Source organism: Streptomyces sp. NPDC030799 (assembly GCF_055572255.1).
The window spans coordinates 429,157-448,740 of sequence record NZ_JBVIDS010000001.1; the positions used below are offsets into that span (position 1 = coordinate 429,157).

16 protein-coding genes and 1 pseudogene are annotated in these 19,584 nt (G+C 72.2%); 7 read left to right on the forward strand and 10 right to left on the reverse strand.

The window, feature by feature from the left end; translation table 11 throughout:
- Window positions 1-107 precede the first annotated feature (107 nt).
- The 3 genes from ACZ41I_RS01850 to ACZ41I_RS01860 are packed head-to-tail and all read left to right on the forward strand — an operon-like array spanning window position 108 to window position 3,110.
- Window positions 108-1,385, forward strand: coding sequence for an ABC transporter substrate-binding protein (locus ACZ41I_RS01850; RefSeq protein ID WP_399771887.1), 1,278 nt, complete (start codon window positions 108-110; stop codon window positions 1,383-1,385).
- Window positions 1,382-2,284 carry a carbohydrate ABC transporter permease gene (locus ACZ41I_RS01855; RefSeq protein ID WP_468512928.1) on the forward strand — a complete coding sequence of 301 codons (903 nt, stop codon included), beginning with the start codon at window positions 1,382-1,384 and terminating at the stop codon, window positions 2,282-2,284. Before ACZ41I_RS01850 ends, ACZ41I_RS01855 begins: the two co-directional genes overlap by 4 nt.
- Window positions 2,277-3,110, forward strand: a complete 834-nt coding sequence (locus ACZ41I_RS01860; protein WP_399771882.1) for a carbohydrate ABC transporter permease — start codon at window positions 2,277-2,279, stop codon at window positions 3,108-3,110. The genes ACZ41I_RS01855 and ACZ41I_RS01860 overlap by 8 nt, the downstream gene beginning before the upstream one ends.
- Window positions 3,111-3,116: 6 nt before the next feature.
- Here ACZ41I_RS01860 and ACZ41I_RS01865 read toward each other — a convergent pair.
- From ACZ41I_RS01865 to ACZ41I_RS01885, 5 genes and pseudogenes are all read right to left on the reverse strand, one after another.
- Window positions 3,117-3,509 (reverse strand): annotated as a pseudogene (locus ACZ41I_RS01865) (SDR family NAD(P)-dependent oxidoreductase); the annotation flags it as partial.
- 308 nt (window positions 3,510-3,817) lie between these two features.
- Entirely contained in the window at window positions 3,818-4,168 is a 351-nt protein-coding gene (nirD, locus tag ACZ41I_RS01870; RefSeq protein ID WP_363215681.1) for a nitrite reductase small subunit NirD, read from the reverse strand.
- A complete protein-coding gene (gene nirB, locus ACZ41I_RS01875; RefSeq protein ID WP_468512929.1) occupies window positions 4,165-6,777 on the reverse strand; it encodes a nitrite reductase large subunit NirB in 2,613 nt (870 codons plus the stop codon). The genes nirD and nirB overlap by 4 nt, the downstream gene beginning before the upstream one ends.
- On the reverse strand, window positions 6,777-7,991 hold the full coding sequence (locus ACZ41I_RS01880; protein WP_468512930.1) for an NAD(P)/FAD-dependent oxidoreductase: 1,215 nt from the start codon (window positions 7,989-7,991) through the stop codon (window positions 6,777-6,779). The genes nirB and ACZ41I_RS01880 overlap by 1 nt, the downstream gene beginning before the upstream one ends.
- A gap of 68 nt (window positions 7,992-8,059) precedes the next feature.
- On the reverse strand, window positions 8,060-9,004 hold the full coding sequence (locus ACZ41I_RS01885) for an NAD(P)-dependent oxidoreductase (RefSeq protein WP_468512931.1): 945 nt from the start codon (window positions 9,002-9,004) through the stop codon (window positions 8,060-8,062).
- Between the two features lie 99 nt (window positions 9,005-9,103).
- Between ACZ41I_RS01885 and ACZ41I_RS01890 the strand changes: the two genes are divergently transcribed.
- Complete coding sequence (locus ACZ41I_RS01890) at window positions 9,104-9,448, forward strand: winged helix-turn-helix transcriptional regulator (RefSeq protein ID WP_468512932.1); 345 nt, start codon at window positions 9,104-9,106, stop codon at window positions 9,446-9,448.
- Window positions 9,449-9,452: 4 nt separating this feature from the next.
- Here the strand turns inward: ACZ41I_RS01890 and ACZ41I_RS01895 are convergent, their stop codons facing one another.
- From ACZ41I_RS01895 to ACZ41I_RS01905, 3 genes are all read right to left on the reverse strand, one after another.
- Window positions 9,453-10,088, reverse strand: coding sequence for a class F sortase (locus ACZ41I_RS01895; protein ID WP_399771866.1), 636 nt, complete (start codon window positions 10,086-10,088; stop codon window positions 9,453-9,455).
- Window positions 10,089-10,426: 338 nt separating this feature from the next.
- Window positions 10,427-10,936: a hypothetical protein gene (locus ACZ41I_RS01900; protein ID WP_363215687.1), complete on the reverse strand. Its 510-nt coding sequence runs from the start codon at window positions 10,934-10,936 to the stop codon at window positions 10,427-10,429.
- 268 nt (window positions 10,937-11,204) lie between these two features.
- A complete protein-coding gene (locus tag ACZ41I_RS01905; RefSeq protein ID WP_468512933.1) occupies window positions 11,205-12,857 on the reverse strand; it encodes a M4 family metallopeptidase in 1,653 nt (550 codons plus the stop codon).
- 139 nt (window positions 12,858-12,996) lie between these two features.
- On the opposite strand from ACZ41I_RS01905, the gene ACZ41I_RS01910 reads away from it, so the two are divergent.
- From ACZ41I_RS01910 to ACZ41I_RS01920, 3 genes are all read left to right on the forward strand, one after another.
- A complete protein-coding gene (locus ACZ41I_RS01910) occupies window positions 12,997-13,440 on the forward strand; it encodes a gamma-glutamylcyclotransferase family protein (RefSeq protein ID WP_363215689.1) in 444 nt (147 codons plus the stop codon).
- A gap of 130 nt (window positions 13,441-13,570) precedes the next feature.
- On the forward strand, window positions 13,571-14,761 hold the full coding sequence (locus ACZ41I_RS01915) for an NAD(P)/FAD-dependent oxidoreductase (protein ID WP_399771857.1): 1,191 nt from the start codon (window positions 13,571-13,573) through the stop codon (window positions 14,759-14,761).
- A 10-nt stretch (window positions 14,762-14,771) separates the two neighbouring features.
- A complete protein-coding gene (locus tag ACZ41I_RS01920; protein ID WP_363215691.1) occupies window positions 14,772-15,710 on the forward strand; it encodes a sigma-70 family RNA polymerase sigma factor in 939 nt (312 codons plus the stop codon).
- 33 nt (window positions 15,711-15,743) lie between these two features.
- On the opposite strand, the gene ACZ41I_RS01925 is transcribed toward ACZ41I_RS01920, so the two are convergent.
- Both ACZ41I_RS01925 and ACZ41I_RS01930 read right to left on the reverse strand, forming a co-directional pair.
- Window positions 15,744-18,002, reverse strand: coding sequence for a molybdopterin oxidoreductase family protein (locus ACZ41I_RS01925; RefSeq protein ID WP_468512934.1), 2,259 nt, complete (start codon window positions 18,000-18,002; stop codon window positions 15,744-15,746).
- A gap of 111 nt (window positions 18,003-18,113) precedes the next feature.
- Window positions 18,114-19,583, reverse strand: coding sequence for a membrane-associated oxidoreductase (locus ACZ41I_RS01930; RefSeq protein WP_468512935.1), 1,470 nt, complete (start codon window positions 19,581-19,583; stop codon window positions 18,114-18,116).
- Window position 19,584 lies beyond the last annotated feature (1 nt).

A 19,584-nucleotide genomic window follows, 5' to 3' on the forward strand; every position in this document is an offset into this window, starting at 1 on the left:
CGTTCCCTGACACACGGCCGCAACCCCTCTTTCGTAATCGGCGCGCATGGTTGATCGTTGGGCCGTGCATCGATGGCGAGGACGACCGACGTCAGGGGGCACCGACGATGACGATCAGCCGCAGAGCACTGCTGGCCGCGGGAGCCGGGGCGGCAGGCGCCGGATTACTCGCCGGCTGCGGCTCCCACACCGGGCGTGAGGGCAAAGGCGCCGACGGGACGGAGCTGTCGCAGTGGTACCACCAGTACGGCGAGGCCGGCACCGAGCAGGCCGTCGAGCGGTACGCCGCCGCCTACAAGAAGGCACGGATCAAGGTGCAGTGGCGGCCCGGGAACTACGACCAGCAGACCGCCGCCGCCCTGCTCACCGACTCCGGACCGGACGTCTTCGAGGTGAACGGACCCACGCTCGACCAGATCCAGGGCGGCCAGGTCGTCGACCTCACCGACCTGATCGAGGGCGTGAAGGGCGACTTCAATCCGGCCGTGCTCACACCGAAGACCCACGAGGGGAGGGTCTGGGGCATTCCGCAGGTCATCGACATGCAGATGCTCTATTACCGCAAGAGCCTGCTGAAGGACGCCGGGGTCGAGCCGCCCGCCACGCTCGACGCCCTCGTGGACGCCGCCCGCAGACTCACCGGCAGCAAGGTCAAGGGGCTGTTCCTGGGCAACGACGGGGGAGCCGGTGTGCTCGGCGGCACACCCCTGTACGCCGCCGGGCTCCAGCTCGTCACCGAGGACGGCAGGCCCGGCTTCGACGACCCCGCCGCCGCCCGCACCCTCGGCAAGCTGCACCGGCTGTACGCCGACAAGTCCCTCCTCCTCGGCGCGCCCGCCGACTGGTCCGACCCCTCCGCCTTCATCCAGGGGCTGACCGCGATGCAGTGGTCCGGGCTGTGGGCGCTGCCGCAGGTGCAGAAGGAGCTGGGGGACGACTTCGGCATCCTGCCGTTCCCCGCGGACGGCAGCCACGGGAAGCCCGCCGTACCCGTCGGAGCCTACGGCGCCGCCGTCAGTGCGCGCGGCAGGCACCCGGAGGCCGCCAAGGAGTTCGTGAAGTGGCTGTGGGTCGAACGCACCGACCTCCAGGAGGACTTCGCGCTGTCCTACGGCTTTCACATCCCGGCACGGATCTCCCTCGCCAGGAAGGCGGCCAAGCTGCGGTCGGGCGCCGCCGCCGACGCCGTCCGCTTCACCACCGACCACGGCTACGCCCAGCCCCTGCTGTGGACGCCCGCTTCGCAGACCGCCTACCAGGACGCGCTCAGCCGGATCATCACGAGCGGGGCCGATCCGGCGAGTGAACTGCGGGCGGTCGTACGGAAGGTGACCGGCGAACTCGCCCGTGTGAAGAACGGGAAGAAGGCGAAGCAGACGTCGTGAGGCGCCGCAGAGCACTCTGGTTCTGGGTGTTCGTGGGGCCGTTCGCGCTCGGGCTCGCGCTGTTCACGTACGTGCCACTGCTGTGGAGCGTGGGCCTGAGCTTCTTCGATGCCCACAACACGGTCACGCCGACGCACTTCACCGGGCTGGACAACTACACGGCGATGCTGCGCGACGACGCGTTCGTCGGCAGTCTGAAGACCTTCCTGGTCTTCACCGCCTTCATCGTGCCGGTCACCTACGTGTGCGCGCTCTCCCTCGCCCTGATGGTGAACCGGCTGAAGCGCGCTCGTGCGTTCTTCCGGTCGGTGTTCTTCCTTCCGGCCGCGTGCAGTTACGTCGTCGCCGCGCTGGTGTGGAAGATGTCGATCTTCAACGGGGTGCGGTTCGGGCTGGCCAACACCGTGCTGGGACGGTTCGGCGGTGATCCCGTCGCCTGGCTGTCGACCACCGATCCGCCCTGGTACTGGCTGGTCGTCGTGTCCGTACGGCTGTGGCTGCAGGCCGGGTTCTACATGATTCTCTTCCTGGCCGGGCTGCAGCGGATCGATCCGGTGCTGTACGAAGCGGCCGCCGTGGACGGGGCCCGGCCGGGGTGGACCGTGCTGCGGCACATCACCCTGCCCCAGCTGCGGGCCACTTCGGTCGCGGTGGTGCTGCTGCTCGTCATCAACGCCTTCCAGGCCTTCGACGAGTTCTACAACCTGCTGTCCGATGCGAGGGGGTATCCGCCGTACGCCCGGCCGCCGCTCGTCTACCTCTACTACACCGCCCTCGGACAGGGGCAGAACCTCGGGCTCGGCAGCGCGGGCGCGGTGATCCTCGCGCTGGTCGTCGCCGTCGTCACCGTGGGGCAGGCGCGGTGGCTGAAACTGGGAAGGACGGACGCCGATGGATGACGCCCTGGTGCGGGCCGGGCGGGCGCTCAGGCTGGTGCTGCTCGTCGCGCTCGCGCTCGTCTTTCTGATCCCGTTCTATCTGCTGCTGCGCAACGGCCTGTCGAGCGAGCAGGACATCACCTCGCCCGAATGGACCTTCGTCCCGGCCGAGTTGAGGTGGGGGAACGTCCGGGAGCTGTTCGCCGACCCGTCCGTCCCCTTCGCCCGCTCCCTGCTCAACTCCGCGCTGATCGCCGTCGCGACGACGCTGGGCACCCTGTTCCTCGCGTCCCTCGCGGGCTACGGCCTCGCCCGCATCCCCTACCGGCACGCGAACAAGGTCTTCTACGGCATCCTCGGCACCCTGCTGGTCCCGGCCGCCGTCACCTTCGTACCGAGCTTTGTGCTGGTGTCGTCGCTGGGCTGGATCTCCACCCTGCGCGGACTGATCATCCCGACGCTGTTCCCGGCGTTCGCCTGCTTCGTCTTCCGGCAGTACTTCCTCGGTTTCCCACGGGAGCTGGAGGACGCGGCGCAGGTCGACGGGCTCGGGTACTGGCGCACGTACTGGCTGGTGGTCGTGCCGAACGCGCGGCCGGTGTTCGCGGCGGTGGGCACGATCGTCTTCCTCGGCGCGTGGAACTCCTTCCTGTGGCCGCTGGTGATCGGGCAGGACCGGAACGCCTGGACGGTCCAGGTGGCATTGTCGTCGTTCACGACGTCCCAGGTGATCCGGCTGCACGAGCTGTTCGTCGCGGCCGTCGTGTCGATCCTGCCGCTGCTGCTGGTGTTCCTGTGCTTCCAGCGGTGGATCGTGGCGGGGGTGGAGCGGTCGGGGATCGACTGAACCGGGTCAGGCCGTCGAGCCGCCGTCCACCACCAGGTCGGTGCCGACGACCGAAGCCGCGTCGTCAGAGGCCAGACAGAGCACGGCGGCGGCGACCTCCTCGACGGTGGAGACCCGGCCGAGCGGCACCTCGGCGCGCATCCGGGCGGCCCGGTCGGCCTCCGTCTCGCCGGGCTTGAAGGACATGTCCGAGGCGGTGGGGCCGGGGCTGACGGCGTTGATGCGCACACCGTCGGCGATGTGGTCCAGGGCGGCGCTGCGGCTGAGCACCGACACGGCCGCCTGGAGGGCGAGCAGCATGCCGGTGACGTTGATGTCGAGCATCGTCCGCCACTCCTCCTCGGCCAGCTCCGCCGCGGGCCGCCCGCGCCCGGTCATGACGCCACCGCCCCGGCCGGCCGGCGCGCTGCTCGATGAGCCGCGGCACGGCGAACAGCAGCGTGAAGTACGACGTGGACAGCAGCACGGTCATCAGGGCGGCCGTCCGGAACTGCGGGGTGCGCAGCACCGCGAGCGGTACGAAGCCTGCCGGCCGACGGCGTTCTCGTCGTCGGCTCGCCCCCCTCGGCGTCGGGGCAGGCGCGGCAGAGAGCGTCGTCTCGGCGCCGGTCACCAGCAGGCAGGCCAGGGTGACCGGCGTCCTCCGGGCGACTCCGCCACGCCCCCGGACCGCCGGGCCGTCCGGGCAGGAGGCCGAGCTGCCGCAGCTACAGCGCCCGTACCTCGTAGGCCGCCACCTGCACGGCCTCGTCGTCCAGGCACTGCCCGCTGATCAGGTCGAAGCGCTGCTTCAGCAGGGGCGAGGCCACGAACGGGCGGCCGGAGTGGGTGCCGGTCAGGCCGCGGGAGAGGACGGCCGCACCGGTGAAGGGGTCGCGGTTGTCGACGGCGTACAGCCGGTCGGTGCGGTCGCGGAAGAGGGCCACCTGGCGGCCGTCCGGCAGCAGCGCGGCCACCCCGCGGCCGGGGCTGAGCGCGCTCAGGTCGCAGGCCGTGAACCAGCCGTCGGCAAGCCGGAGCTGGACCTTCAGGTCGGTGGTCTCAAGAGCCAGGGTCATCGCTGGGCGCTTCCTTCCAGGACGTCGTCGGCGGGCCGCAGGCCGATGGACAGCAGCGGCAGGTCGGGCTTGATCTGGTCGCGCTCGGGGACGAAGGCGACGACCGGGTCCGGGGTGTCCGGGGCGTTCACGAAGGACACGAACCGGGCGAGCTTCTCAGGGTCGTTGATGGTCTCCGCCCACTCGTCGCGGTAGTGGGCGACGTGCGCCCGCATCAGCTGCTCCAGCTCGTCGCAGATGCCGAGCGAGTCGTGCACCACCACGTCCCGTACGTGGTCCAGGCCGCCGGGGATCCGCTCCAGCCAGGTGCTCGTGCGCTCCAGCCGGTCGGCGGTGCGGATGTAGAACATCAGGAACCGGTCGATGAGGCGGACGAGTTCGGCGTCGGACAGGTCCTGCGCGAGCAGGTCCGCGTGGCGCGGGGTGGCGCCGCCGTTGCCGCCGACGTACAGGTTCCAGCCGTTGGAGGTGGCGATGACCCCGAAGTCCTTCGACTGGGCCTCGGCGCACTCGCGGGCGCATCCGGAGACGGCGGACTTGAGCTTGTGCGGCGACCTCAGGCCCCGGTAGCGCAGCTCCAGGTCGATCGCCATCCTGACGGAGTCCTGGACGCCGTAGCGGCACCAGGTGGAGCCCACACAGGACTTCACCGTGCGCAGCGCCTTGCCGTAGGCGTGCCCCGACTCGAAGCCGGCGTCCACCAGCCGCGCCCAGATCAGCGGCAGTTGCTCGACCCGCGCGCCGAACATGTCGATCCGCTGGCCGCCGGTGATCTTCGTGTAGAGGCCGAAGTCCCGGGCGATCTCGCCGATCACGATCAGCTTCTCGGGCGCGATCTCACCGCCGGGGATGCGCGGCACGACCGAGTACGAGCCGTTCTTCTGCAGGTTGGCCAGGAAGTGGTCGTTGGTGTCCTGCAGGGCGGCCTGCTCGCCGTCGAGGACATAGCCGCTCGCGCCGATCGCCGGGGCGAGGGAGGCGATGATCGAGCCGACGGCCGGCTTGCAGATCTCGCAGCCGTCGCCGCCCCGGGCACCCTCACGGCCATGGCGGTCCAGCAGCTCCCGGTACGACGTGATGCGCAGGGCGAGGACGATCTCGTACAGCTCCTCGCGGGTCTGGGCGAAGCAGCCGCACAGGCCCTTGTCCACCTCGATGCCGGACGCCTCCAGCTCGGCGTCGACCAGCTGGCCCAGCACCTTCACACAGGAGCCGCAGCCGGTACCGGCCTTGGTGCACTTCTTCACCTCGGGCACGGTGGTGCACTTGTGCTCCGTCACCGCCCCGCGGATGGTGCCCTTGCTGACGTTGTGGCAGGAACAGATGATCGCCTCGTCCGGGAGGGCGGACGGGCCGAGCTGGGCCCCCGAGTCGGCTCCGGCGGGCAGGACGAGCGACTCGGGGGAGATCGGGGGCACCGAGCCGGTCAGCGCGCGCAGGGTCCCGTACGCGTCGGCGTCACCGACCAGGATGCCGCCGAGCAGCGTGCCGTCCGCGCCGATGACCAGCTTCTTGTACAGCCCGGCGCGGGAGTCGGAGTAGACGACGTCCAGGCAGTCCTCGGTGGTGCCGTGCGCGTCACCGAAGGACGCCACGTCCACGCCGAGCAGCTTCAGCTTGGTGGACAGGTCGGCGCCGGTGAAAGCGGCCTCGTCGGAGGCGATCGTCGCCGCGGCCGTCTCCGCCTGCTCGTACCCGGGCGCCACCAGGCCGTACACCCGGCCGTCCGCCGCCAGCGCGCACTCGCCGATCGCGAACACGTGCGGGTCGGTGACCGTACGGCACTGCTCGTCCACGGTGATGCCGCCGCGCTCGCCGACGGCGAGGCCGCAGTCCCGGGCGAGCTGGTCGCGGGGCCGTACACCGGCGCTGAACACCACCATGTCGGTGGCCAGTTCGGAGCCGTCGGACAGCTTCATGCCGGTGACCGCGCCGGAAGCGTCCGTGACGATCTCCTTCGTGCCCACGCCCGTGTGCACGCTCAGGCCCATGCCCTCGATCGTCCGCAGCAGCGCCGCGCCACCGCCCTCGTCGACCTGCACCGGCATCAGGCGCGGCGCGAACTCCACGATGTGCGCGGTCAGTCCGAGCCCCTTCAGGGCACCGGCGGCCTCCAGGCCGAGCAGGCCGCCGCCGACCACGGCGCCGGTCGTCGCCCGCGTCTTCGCGTACTCCTCGATGGCGAGCAGGTCCTCGATCGTGCGGTAGACGAAACAGCCCTCGGCGTCCTTGTTCGGGACCGGCGGTACGAACGGGTACGAGCCGGTGGCCAGGACCAGGGTGTCGTACGCGAAGACCCGGCCGGACCTGGCCGTGACCGTCCTCGCCTCGCGGTCGACGGTCTCCGCCGGGTCGCCGACGTACAGCTCGATGCCGTGCGTGTGGATGAACTCCATGTCGGTCATGGAGAGGTCCTCGGGTGTCCTGCCCGAGAAGTACGAGGTGAGGGCGACGCGGTCGTACGCCGGACGCGGCTCCTCGCACAGCACGACCACGCGGTGCGTGGCGGTCAGGCCGCGCTCGGCGAGCGCTTCGAGGAAGCGCTGGCCGACCATGCCATGGCCGACGAGCACGATCGTGGGGGTGTCCGTGCGGGTGTCCGTGGACATCAGGAGCCTCCGTCGTTGGTGAGCAGGTGGAGCAGGGGGCCGTCGTCGGGGAGCGGCTCTGCTCCCTCCCAGGCGCGGGCGAGCGCGCCGACGGTGCCGAGTTCGCCGACGAGGACCCCGCCGACCAGGCGGTCGTCGCGGACGACGACCTTGCGGTAGGTGCCGCGGGTGGCGTCGGCGAGCCGTATGACGTCGTCGCCGGGGCGCGCCTCGGTCTCGCCGAACGCGGCCAGGTCGAAGGGGGAGCCCGGGCCGGTGAGGGTCAGCCGGGTCAGGGAACGGGTGCCGCGGTAGCGCGCGTTCGCGTCCCCGGCGAGCAGTTCGGCGAGCGCGTCGGCCTGTTCCAGGGCCGGGACGGCCAGGCCGTAGACCGTGCCGTCGTGCTGGACGCAGTCGCCGACGGCGTGGATGTGCGGGTCGGAGGTGCGCAGCGCGTCGTCGACGAGGATGCCCTTGTGGACGGCGAGACCCGCCTGCTCGGCGAGTCCGGTGCGCGGCCGTACCCCGCAGGCGAGGACCACGAGGTCGGCGTCGAGCGCGTACCCGTCGGCCATCTCCACGGAGCGGACCGCACCGCCGACGCAGCGCACGTCCCGCACCCGGCACTCGGTGTGCACCTCGACACCCAGGTCCGTGAGGTGCCGCAGCACCAGCCGCGAGGCGTCCGGGTCCAGCTGGCGTTCCATGAGCCGCTCGGCCTGCTGGGCGAGGACCACCTGTGCGCCGCGCACGGCGAGCGCGCGGGTGGCGGAGACGCCGAGCAGCCCGCCGCCGATGACGACCGCGCGCACGCCCGGCCGGACCGCCTTGGCCAGCCCCAGGCAGTCGTCCAGCGTGCGGAACGCGTGGACGCCCTCGGGGAGCTGGTGGCCGGGCGTGAACAGACCGCGCAGGGGCGGAAGTACGGGGTTGGAGCCGGTGGCGAGGACCAGCGTGTCGTATGCGATCGAGGAGCCGTCGGCGCACTCGACGGTCCGGGCGCCCCGGTCGATACCGGTGACCCGGGCCCGCAGCAGCCCCGCCGGCACCGGCAGGCCGATCACCTCCGGGGCGTAGCGGCCGGCCAGCACCTCCGCGAGCAGCACCCGGTTGTACGGAGGGTGCTCCTCCTCGCCGACGAGCAGCGCGGGCGTGCCCAGCTCACCGAGCCGCCGGGCGAGCCGCACGCCCGCGAGGCCGGCGCCGATCACCACCACACGCGTATTCGAGGTCATGCCCTTGAGCGTGCGGTCCCGACGTTACCCGGCCGCATCACATCTGTTTCCCGTGAGGAACGCTGCCCTCAGCTGCCGTGGCGGGGGCGTGTGAGGTCGGTCCGTCGTTCGGCTGCGGCCCGCGGCTCCTTCGCGTCCCTTCGGGGCACTCGGCGGCGCAGCAGGTCCACCAGGCCCACCGTGTCCTCCTCACCGTGTCCGTCCGCCAGGCGCCGGGCCATCAGGTCCAGGAACGGGGTGAGCAGCTCGGCGCTCACTCCCTGCTCCTCGGCCGTGCGCAGCAGGGTCCCGGCCCCCGCGACCTGCATGGCCAGGCTGGACACGACTCCGCCGGTGCGGTCGCCGCTCTCCAGCCGTTCGGCCGTCCGGTGGGCCATGCCGGCCATCGCGTCCAGCCACGGCACGAGCACCTCGGCGAACTCCCCGAGCGCCACGTCCTCGCCCCGCACCAGCGCGAAGGCGTGCGTGATACCCGCGAACATGCCGTACATGGCGCTCAGCAGCGCCACGTCGTGCAGCGCGGCGAGCCCGGGGTCGGCGCCGACGTACCGGGTGCCGGCCGGCACGGCGAGGGTGTCCCGGTGCTCCTCGAACAGCTCCCGGTGGCCGCTGTAGAAGACGTATGCGCCGGGCGTGCCGATCATCGGGGGTACGGCCATGATCCCGCCGTCCAGGAGACGCGCCCCGCGCTCCTCGGCCCAGGCGGCCCGGGCCCGGGCGTCGGCGGGGGTGCCGGTGGTGAGGTTCACCAGGTCCCGGCCGGTCAGGTCGGTGTCCGCCAGGGCGCTGCCCACGGAGGCGTCGTCCAGCAGGCAGACGACGGTGAGCCGGTTCGCGGCCACTGCCTCCGCCGCGCTCCCGGCGGCCACCGCACCCTCGGCGGTGAGGACGGCGGTGCGTTCGGGGGTGCGGTTCCAGACGGTCAGCGGGTGCCCGGCGGCGAGCCAGGCCCGTCCGAGCGCGGTGCCCATCGCGCCGGTGCCGAGCAGGGTCAGGGGTGAGATGTCGGTCATGGCGGCTAGGCTCGCTCGCGGGAGCCGCCCCGCGTAAGTACCTACTTCGGAGTGGGTGGTTACCCCGAGGAAAGGGTGCAGGCCGCGAAGGGGGAGGGCATGCCGGTCGGACGAAGGCCCGGGGCGTACGTCTGCGGAATCGACGCGGCGATGGACGTCATCGGCGGCAAGTGGAAGGTGCTGATCCTGTGGGCGCTGAACGAACGCCCGCACCGGTTCGGTGAGCTGCGCAGAGCGCTGCCCGGCGTGACGGAGAAGGTGCTCGCCGCGCAGCTGCGTGAGCTGGAGGCGGACGGCGTGGTGCACCGCGAGGAGTACGACGAGGTGCCGCCCCGCGTCCTGTACACGCTGACCGACCGGGGCACCCTGCTGAACGAGGCGCTGAGGCCGCTGGGGGCGTGGGGGACGGCGCACGTGCTGGGCGGGGAGCCGGCGCCGCACTGAGCCGTCACCGGCTGCCCGTCAGATGCGCGAACACCACGACGTTGCCCTGATAGCCCGTGGCCTTCGAATAGCCCCCGCCGCAGGTGATGACGCGGAGCTCGGGGCGGGGAGCCGCGCCGTACACCTTGTCGTCGGGGAAGTCGCGGGCCGCGTACACCTCCACCGCGTCCACGCTGAACACGGCCACGGTGCCGTCCCGGCGGTCCACCTCGATGCGGGCGCCCCGCTTGAGCGCGCCCAGGTCGTAGAAGACGGCGGGGCCCTCGGTGTTGTCGACGTGCCCGGCGACGATCGCGGTGCCCGTCTCGCCGGGCATGGTGCCGGACTCGTACCAGCCGGCCAGGTTCTTGTTCTTGGCGGGCGGCACGTCCAGGCTGCCGGACGGGGTGAGGGACAGGCCCATCAGCGGGGCGTTCACCCGGATCGAGGGGATGCGGATGCGCAGGGGCGGGGACGGCGCGAGCGCGGGGGCCGTGAGGCGCTCCTCGCCGGGATCCGGGCGGCCCTCGGCGGCGGCCGGCTGCGGTGGCGTGTCCGTCCCGGCACCGCCGAGCAGCCACACCCCGCAGCCGAGGGCCACGACGGTGAGCGCGGCTATCGCGGTGTCACCGACCCGGCCGCGCCTGGCGCTCCTGCGCATACGAACCCCTCTCCCGGGGCGGACCCCCGAATACCGGAGCGGACACCTGATCCGGGGGCGGCCTCCTGAGTCCGGGAGGCGGACCCTTGATTTCCGGAGCGGACCCCTGAGTCCGGGGGCGGCCTCCTGAGTCCGGGGGCGGACCCCTGAGTCCCCGAGCGGACCCCTGACTTCCGGAGCGGCCCCCGAGCTCCGGACGGGACCCCTGAATTGCGGAGGGCACCTCCTGAATCGCGGAGCGGACCCCGGAGACCCGTTCCCCTCCGGGCCGCGAGGGGCATCGGACCCGGAGGGGGCGGGACATGCGGTACCGGCCGACGGACAGCGGAGGGTGTCCGTCAGATCCCGTCGCCTCTCGCCCGGCGATGCAGGAGCCAGGTACCGCCCGCGGCGGCGACGGCCAGTGCCGCCACACCCGCCGTGGTCTGCACGGGGCCGGGGCCGAGTGCGCCGCCGACCCCCGTCTTCACGCTTCCCCGCGGCTGCAGCTGCTCGTGCACCGCGCTCAACGCGACCACCAGATCGCCCCTCACCTGCCGGCCGCCCTCCGCGCAGGTGGCGACGATCTCGTACGTCCCCGGCTGCGCGCTCGGCGGAACCTGGAACTGGCCGATCGCCTCGCCCTCGTGCGAGCTGGGCGCCAGTGTGAAGGTCCCGGCTCCGACCGCGCCCGCGTCCCCGGTCGCCGAGCCCTTGTCCCCGCACGCGGCGGTGTTCACCGTGACCTGGCCGCCGGGAGTCACGGTGGAGGGGTACACGTCCAGGCTGCCGGCGCCGGCGGCGTGGGCGGGTGCGGCGGCCGCCACGACGAGCGCGGTACCGGTCAGCAGACGGGCGGTGCGGCGCATGGTGCTCCCCGGGGCTTCGGGTCTCGGTCCGTTCGTTACCGAGGTAAGTCGCAGTCCCGGAGTTCCGCTCCCTGAGGGCCCGTCAGAAATGCGGTGAACGGGTGTCGTCCCCGGCCCCCACACGGCCTAGCCCGCATGAAGTCCGGGCAGGTCACAGGGGCTGCGCGGACCGGCGCGAGAGGCCGGTGCGAAGAGAACACGAATGGACGAGAGGGCCGGTGCCAGCCCAGGCACCGGCCCTCTCGGGGTTCACGCGGATCCCACGCGCTCAGTTCACGTTGACGGCACTCCAGGCCGCCGCCACCGCGTTGTACTCCGTGCTGCCCGCGCCGTACAGGTCCTTGGCGGCGTTCAGGGTCGCCGTACGGGCCCCCTTGTAGTTCGTGGAGGAGGTCATGTAGACCGTCAGCGCCCGGTACCAGATCTTGCCGACCTTGTCCCGGCCGATGCCGGTGACCGTGGAGCCGTTGTACGTCGGTGAGTTGTAGCTGACGCCGTTGATCGTCTTGGGCCCGCTGCCCTCCGCGAGGAGGTACGCGAAGTGGTTGGCGACGCCCGACGAGTAGTGGACGTCCAGGTTCCCCACCGACGAACTCCAGTAGTCCGCCGAGTTGCCGTCCTTGGACGGCTTGTCCATGAAGCGCAGGGCGGGCTGGCCGAAGCCGGGCTTCACGATCTTCTCGCCGATGAGGTAGTCACCGGCGTCGGAGGGGTTGTTCGCGTACCACTCGACCATCGTGCCGAGGATGTCCGAGGTGGCCTCGTTGAGCCCGCCGGACTCGCCCGAGTAGGTCAGCGCGGCGGTCTTGGAGGTGACCCCGTGGGTCATCTCGTGCCCGGCGACGTCGAGGGCCACCAACGGCCCGAAGGTGGTCCCGTCACCGTCGCCGTACGTCATGCAGAAGCAACTGTCGTCCCAGAAGGCGTTGTTGTAGTTGCTGCCGTAGTGGACGCGGTTGTACGAGCCCTTGCCGTCGCCGCCGATGCCGTTGCGGCCCTGGACGTTCTTGTAGTAGTCCCAGGTCTCGTTGGTGCCGTACTGGGCGTCGACGGCGGCCGAGGCCCGGTCGGAGGTGGTGCCGCTGCCCCAGTGGTTGTCGGAGTCCGTGAACAGCGTCGCGGGCGCCCGGCTGAAGCAGATGCCGAAGAAGCACAGGTCGGTCTTGCCCTCCGCGTCACCGGTGAAGGTGTTGCCGCGGGTCGGGTCCTTGAGCTGGTACGACGATCCCGACTGGGTCGTCTCCAGCGGCACCGTCCCGCTGTAGAGCGACTTGCCGTCGCCGGCGGCGGTCTCGATGCTGTCCCAGGCGTCGATCTGGGCGCCGGTGCGGGCGTCGGTCAGCACGGTCCGGGCGACCGGGTTGCCGAGCGAGTCCAGACCGGCCGCGTTGGTGCGCCAGGCGAGCCTCGGGGTGCCGTGCAGGGCGTCGACGATCAGCTCGGGCTTGGCCTTCACCTGCTTCAGCGCGTTGCCGAGGTGGGCGGCGCGCAGGGCGTTCACGGCGAGGTCGGCGGCCTTGGGGGCGGAGACCTCCGGCAGGATCGAGCGGAGGGATATCGGGCTGCGGGTCGCCCGGTTCGCGCTGCGGTAGGCGCCGTCCCGGGCCAGGTGGACCACGAAGTCGCCGCCCAGTACGGGCAGTCCGTGGTACGTGCGGTCGTAGCGGACGTGCTGGGTGCCGTCCTTGTCCACGATCACGTCGCGGACGCTGGTGTGCTCGGCGGAGGTCAGGCCCAGGCTCGTGGCGTGGGCCAGGAGCGCCGACGCCGCGTTCTGGATCGCGGTGGCCCGGCTCGGTCTCGGGTCGGCGTGGGCGGCGGGGGAGAGGGCGACGGTCAGCAGGGTCGCGGTGGTGACGGCGACGCCGGCGGTGGTGGTGAGACGACGGGTTCCTCGGACGTGCTGGCGTATCCGGCTCATCTGTCTCCTCGGGGAGGCGCCGATCGGGGCGTGGGGGTGGCGCTGATGTCCACAGAGATTTAAGGGCCGCTGACATGTCATGTCCATAGCCCCTTCATGGAGATGTGTGAGGAGCCGAAGGGGGTACAGAATCGTTTCCGTGATCACTGAGGAACCCGAGCGGTCCGGAACCCCCCTGCCGTTCTTCGTCTACGGCACCCTCCGCCCCGGCCAGGCCAACCACGAGCTGTTCCTGCGGGGCCGCACCGCGTCGGAGGAACCGGCCCGGCTGCCCGGCGCGGCGCTCTACGACGGCCCCGGCTACCCCTACGCCGTCGAGCGGCCGGGCGCCGAGGTGCGGGGCGAACTGGTCACCGCCCGGCCGGAGTCGTACACCGAACTCCTCGCTGCCCTGGACCGCCTGGAGGAGTACGTGCCGGGCGGCCCGCGCAACCTCTACGAACGCGTCGCCCGCGAGGTCCGGCGCACCATCGACGGCACCGCCGCCGAGGCCTGGGTCTATCTGGCCGCCCCGCGTGTCGCCGCCCGGCTGCGGACCGAGGGCAAGCCGATCGAGGACGGAGACTGGCTGTCCCGGCGCTGAGCCGGCCGCCGAGCAGCGGTCCCCGGCGGAATCGTGTCCTGATTCAGTGACCCGGGTCACACCTGGTTCCTGTCAGCAATCGCGGCGCCATCTCGTTCAAGGGGCACGTGAACGAGACAGGAGCAACGCCATGACGCACCGCATCGTGGTACTCGGCGCCGGATACGCCGGGGCCTTCGCCGCCGGCAGCCTGGCCCGCCGGCTCTCCCGGGCCGACACCGAGATCACCGTCGTCAACGCCGTACCCGACTTCGTCGAGCGGATGCGGCTCCACCAGCTCGCGATCGGCCAGGATCTCGCGTTCCGCAAGCTCGCCGACGTCTTCGCGGGCACCGGGGTGCGGCTGTGTCTGGCGCGCGTCACCGGCGTCGATCCCGAGCGCAGGACCGTCGCCGTCACCGGCGAGGACGGCGACGGCGAACTCGCGTACGACACGCTGCTGTACGCGCTCGGCAGCTCCGTGGCCCACCACGGTGAGCGCGGCGTGGCCGAGTACGCCTTCGACGTGACCGGCCGGTCCTCGGCGCTGCGTCTGCGCGAACGCCTGGCCGGCCTGGGCGAGGGCGGCACCGTGCTGATCGTCGGTGAGGGGCTGACGGGCATCGAGACCGCCACCGAGTTCGCCGAGTCCCGGCCCGACCTCTCGGTCGCGCTCGCCGCCCGGGGTGAGCCGGGCGCCTGGCTCTCCCCGAGGGCACGCCGTCACCTGCGCCAGGTCTTCGACCGGCTCGGCGTCACCGTCCACGAACACACCGGCATCGAAGCCGTCGAGCCGACACGGGCGATCGCCGCCGACGGTACGTCCATCCCGGCCGACGTGACCGTGTGGTCGGCCGGGTTCGCCGTGCACCCCATCGCGGCCGCCAGCGGCCTGGAGGTCGCCGAGACCGGCCAGATCGTCGTCGACCGCAGCATGCGCTCGGTCTCGCACCCGGACGTCTACGCCGTCGGTGACTGCGCCTACGCGATCGGCGAGAACGGCCGGCCGCTGCCGATGTCCTGCGCCTCGGCCGGGTACACCGGCATGCAGGCGACCGCCGCGATCATCGCGCGCCTGACGGGCAGTGAGGTCCCGACCACCGGGCTGAAGTACTACGGCAACCACATCAGCCTCGGGCGGCGGGACGCGATCTTCCAGATGGTGGACGGCAACGTCCGGTCGAAGTCCTGGTACCTGGGTGGCCGGACCGCCGCGTGGCTCAAGTCGGGCGTGCTCAAGGGGGCCGGGTGGAGCGTCGCCCACCCGACCTTCGGCATGCCGGCGCGCAGGCGCCGCCTGGCCACCGCGCCCGACCGGACCGGTGTGAGGGCCGCCGCCTAGGCTGCCCCGCATGGACAGTGCAGCCATCGATCGGTTCGAGGCCAGCCGGGACCGGCTGGCCTCGCTCGCATACCGTCTGCTCGGCTCGGCCGCCGACGCCGAGGACGCCGTGCAGGACACGTTCCTGCGCTGGCAGGACGCGGACCGGGAACGTATCGGGGTGCCGGAGGCGTGGCTGACCAAGGTCGCCACCAATCTCTGCCTCGACCGGCTCCGCTCGGCGCAGGCGCGCCACGAGCGGGCGGCCGGTGCCTGGCTGCCCGAGCCGCTCCTCGAAGGGGACCCGATGCTCGGCCCCGCCGATACCTTCGAGCAGCGCGAATCGGTGTCCTTGGCCGTGCTGACCCTGATGGAGCGCCTCTCGCCGGTCGAACGGGCCGCTTACATCCTGCGCGAGGCCTTCTCGTACAGCCACGCCGAGATCGCGGGGATCCTCGACATCACCGAGTCCGCGAGCCAGCAGCATGTCCACCGGGCCCGACGCCGGGTCGCCGCCGAGCGCCGCGGCGGCGGCGAGGCGGACCCTGCGACCGCGCGCCGGATCGTCGAGGAGTTCCTCGTCGCCGCCACGTCGGGGCGCACCGAACGGCTGGTGGCGATGCTCACCGCCGACGCCACCGCGGTCTCGGACGGCGCCGGACTGGCCAGGCGGCTGCTGCGGTACACGACACGCGAGCGCATCGCCGCCTCCGTGCGGGCCGGCTTCAAACCCACCGCGGCGAAGCGTCGGTTGGCCGGTGGCTCCCCCGCGCTCCACGTCGCGCTGGTCAACGGATCCCCGGCCGTCGTCGCCGTGGTCGAGGACCGGGTCGTGGGCGCCGTGGCGTTCGACATCAGCGACGGGAGGATCGCGTCCCTGCGCGGCATCGCCGCCGCGGACCGGCTCGGGCGCCTCAATGCCGCCTGGCGGCAGTACGAACCCGACGCGCCGGTCGTCCAAGCATGGTGAGCAGAGCCATCGGAAATTCCGGTTCCCGACGCTCTATGCCTGTGAGCCGAGAACCTCCACCCGCACCGCGCACGACTTGAACTCCGGCATCCGGGACGTCGGGTCGAGGGCCGGGTTGGTCAGGGTGTTGGCGCGGCCCTCGCCCGGCCAGTGGAACGGCATGAAGACGGTGTCGGGGCGGATGGCCGAGGTGATGCGGGCCGGGGCCACGGCTCGGCCGCGCCGGGAGACCACCGTCACCGGGTCGCCCTCGGCCGCGCCGATGCGGGCGGCGAGGCGGGGGTGCAGTTCCACGAAGGGACCGGGGGCGGCGGCGTTCAGCTCGGGGACCCGCCGCGTCTGCGCCCCCGACTGGTACTGCGACACCACCCGGCCGGTGGTCAGCACCAGCGGGAACTCCGCATCGGTCTCCTCCGCCGTCGCCCGGTGCGTCACGGCGACGAACCGGGCCCGGCCGTCCGCGGTGGCGAACCGGTCGAGGAACAGGCGGGGCGTTCCTGGATGGACCACGGGCAGTACGGACCCCGCGTCCCGCGCCGGGTCATTCACGGCCGGCCCGGCTGTGCTGTCGGTGTCCCGGGCGGGGTCTTCGGGCAGGGCGTCGAGCAGTGTGTCCTCGCCGTCGGCGGTGGCGGATGCATCCGTGGGGATGTCGCCGTGGGTTCGGGTGGTCGGGTCGGCCGTGGGTGCCGGGCAGGGCCAGAAGATGCCGTTCTCCTGCGCCAGGCGGCGGTAGCTGATGCCCGAGTAGTCGGCGGGGCCGCCCGCGCTCGCCCGGCGCAGTTCCTCGAAGACCTCCTCGGGGTCCGTCGGGAACCCCTTCTCCACGCCGAGGCGGGCCGACAGCTCGTGCAGGACGTACAGGTCGCTGCGGACCCCGGGCGGCGGGGCGACCGCCTGGCGGCGCAGCAGGACCCTGCCCTCCAGGCTGGTTGTCGTGCCTGTCTCCTCCGCCCACTGGGTGACCGGCAGCACGACGTCCGCCAGCTCCGCCGTCTCGGACAGGACGACGTCGGCCACCGCCAGGAAGTCCAGCGAGCGCAGCCGTTCCTCGATGTGGGCCGCGCGCGGCGCCGACACCACCGGGTTGGAGCCCATCAGCAGCAGCGCCCGGACGTCCGTGCCGAGGGCGTCGAGGAGTTCGTACGCACTGCGTCCGGGGCCGGGAAGGGAATCCGGGTCCACCCCCCACACGCCCGCCACATGCGCCCGCGCCGCCGGGTCGTCCAGCTTGCGGTAGCCGGGCAGCTGGTCCGCCTTCTGTCCGTGTTCGCGCCCGCCCTGCCCGTTGCCCTGCCCGGTCAGGCACCCGTACCCGGACAGCGGGCGGCCCGCCCGGCCGGTCGCCAGGCACAGGTTGATCCACGCGCCCACCGTGTCCGTCCCCTTGGACTGCTGCTCCGGCCCCCGCGCCGTGAGCACCATCGCCGACTCCGGTTCGCAGAACAGCCGTACCGCCTGCCGGAGCTGGGGAACGGACACCCCCGTGATCCGCTCCACCTGCTCCGGCCAGTGCGCCATCGCCGCGGCCCGTGCCTCCTCCCAGCCGGTGGTCCGCTCGCGGATGAACTCCTCGTCCGTCCGTCCCTCGGCCACCACCAGGTGCAACAGGCCGAGGGCGAGGGCGAGATCCGTACCCGGGCGGGGGGCCAGATGCAGGTCCGCCTGCTCGGCCGTCCTCGTCCGCCGCGGGTCCACGACGATCAACGTGCCGCCGTTCTCGCGCAGTTCGGTGAAGAAGCGCAGCGACGGCGGCATGGTCTCCGCGAGGTTCGACCCGACGAGGATCACGCACCCCGACTTCGGCACGTCCTCCAGCGGGAACGGCAGCCCCCGGTCCAGCCCGAACGCCTTCGTACCGGCCGCCGCGGCCGACGACATGCAGAAACGGCCGTTGTAGTCGATCTGCGAGGTGCCGAGCACGACCCGGGCGAACTTGCCCAGTGCGTACGCCTTCTCGTTCGTGAGCCCGCCCCCGCCGAACACCCCCAGCGCGTCGGCGCCGTACTCCTCCCGCGTGCTCCCGAGCCGCTCGGCGATCAGGTCCAGTGCCGCCTCCCAGCTCGCCTCGACCAGCCGGCCGCCGGACCGGACCAGCGGCGAGGTCAGCCGCACCGCGGGCGACAGCACCTGGGCCGCCGTACGGCCCTTGCCGCACAGTGCGCCCCGGTTGACCGGGAAGTCCGTCCGCTCGGTCACCTCGACGCCCCCCTGCGGCAGGGGCGTGACATTCATCCCGCACTGCAAGGCGCAGTACGGGCAGTGGGTGGGCGTCGAGGCGATCGTTTCCATACCGCCAGCGTGCGTCGACCGTGTTACGGCCCCGGACCGCTCCCGGTTACACGCCCGGCACGGCCACCTCCCCGCCGGGCCGGGCGCGCCGTGAGGTCCGGGGCCCGGTGCCTACTGCCGGTTCAGGGAGCGGGTGACACCCGCCGCGATCGTCGTCGCCAGCACCCAGCCGGCGGCGATCAGCAGATACGACAGCCACTGGTACCCGTCGCGCGGCGCGAACGCCCCCTCCTGGCCGAAGTCGATGATCGGCAGCAGCAGGTCCAGGGTGTAGAAGAGCGGGTTGAACGCGGGTGCCTCGGAGGGCTTGAGGGCCGGCGGATGGTGCAGGGCGAACGCGAGCGTGCCGGTGCACAGCAGCAACAGCAGCCATCCCGCGGCCCGCATCGGGCGGAAGCCGTAGCCGACGGCCGCGTCCTGGAGGTATCCCCACAGCCGGGCGTAGGGCGGCAGGGTGCTGCGGTGGCGACGGAGCTTGGCCAGCTGGACGGTACGGGCGGCGGCGTCGTCGCCCACCGTGCGGTACGCCGTGGTCAGCTGCTCGTAGGGGTGCGGAAGGTAACCGTCCGCCTCGCGTTCGAGCAGCGGAAGACGCTGCTCGGCCGGGAGGTGCGGGGTCAGGACGCGGTAGCCGAGCCCGTCGATCCGGACCTGCCGGGGCCACACCTCGGGCGGCACGTGCAGCAGGTCGACCTGGGCACGGCGCAGATTGACGGATCCCTCGATCGGCGCGGCCTCCCGCAGCCACAGCTCGCCGACGACACTGCTGCTGGCGCGCAGGGCCTGGCGGCCCGGATGGGACAGCCGGGCGTACGCGAGGTTGAGCTGGTGGGGAATCCGGGCGCCGCGAAGATTGAACCGCCCGTGGGCACGCAGCCGCATCCCCCGCAGATCGGTGCCGACCGACAGGGTCTCGGCGTCCAGGGCCTCCCCGCCGGGGTTCTGCAGCAAGGCGTCGTCGAGGTTCACCTGCCCGCCCACGGTGGTCCCCTTCAGCCGGACTTCGCCGTGCGCGACGAGCCCGACGGCCCACACGTCGGTGCCCACCTCGGCGTGGTTGAGCTGGAGCACGGGCTCCTCGGGGACCTCGCCGGGAGTGCCGAGCCGCGCCCCGTTGACGAAGAAGGCTCCGGACAGCTTCGCGCCCGCCAGCCGTACCGGACCGGCGATGCGGCAGCAGGTGATCCGCAGCACCCCGTCGACGTGAAGGGTCCCCGCGGTGAGCCCGGGAAGGACCGAATCGCTCAGGACCAGGGCGGGGATCCTCGCCCCGTACAGGTTCGGGGTCTCGTCGAAGTGGCAGGCCCGCAGCCGTACCGGGTGGCCGACCGTCCCGTACATCAGATGGAGCACGCCGGTGATGCGTGCGCCCCACACCTTCAGCCCGGCGATCCGGTCGCCGCGGACCGGCCCGTCGAGCAGCAGCGCCCGCAGCACCTCGGCCCGCAGCGTCCGCTCCGGACCCCATGAGGCGCCGTGCGCGGGGTCCTCGTCCTCGCTCTCCCGGAAGTCGACTCCCTCGCCGAGCGGAAAGGCCTCCCGGACACGGCGCTCGGCGGGCGTCAGATCCGTGATCTCCATG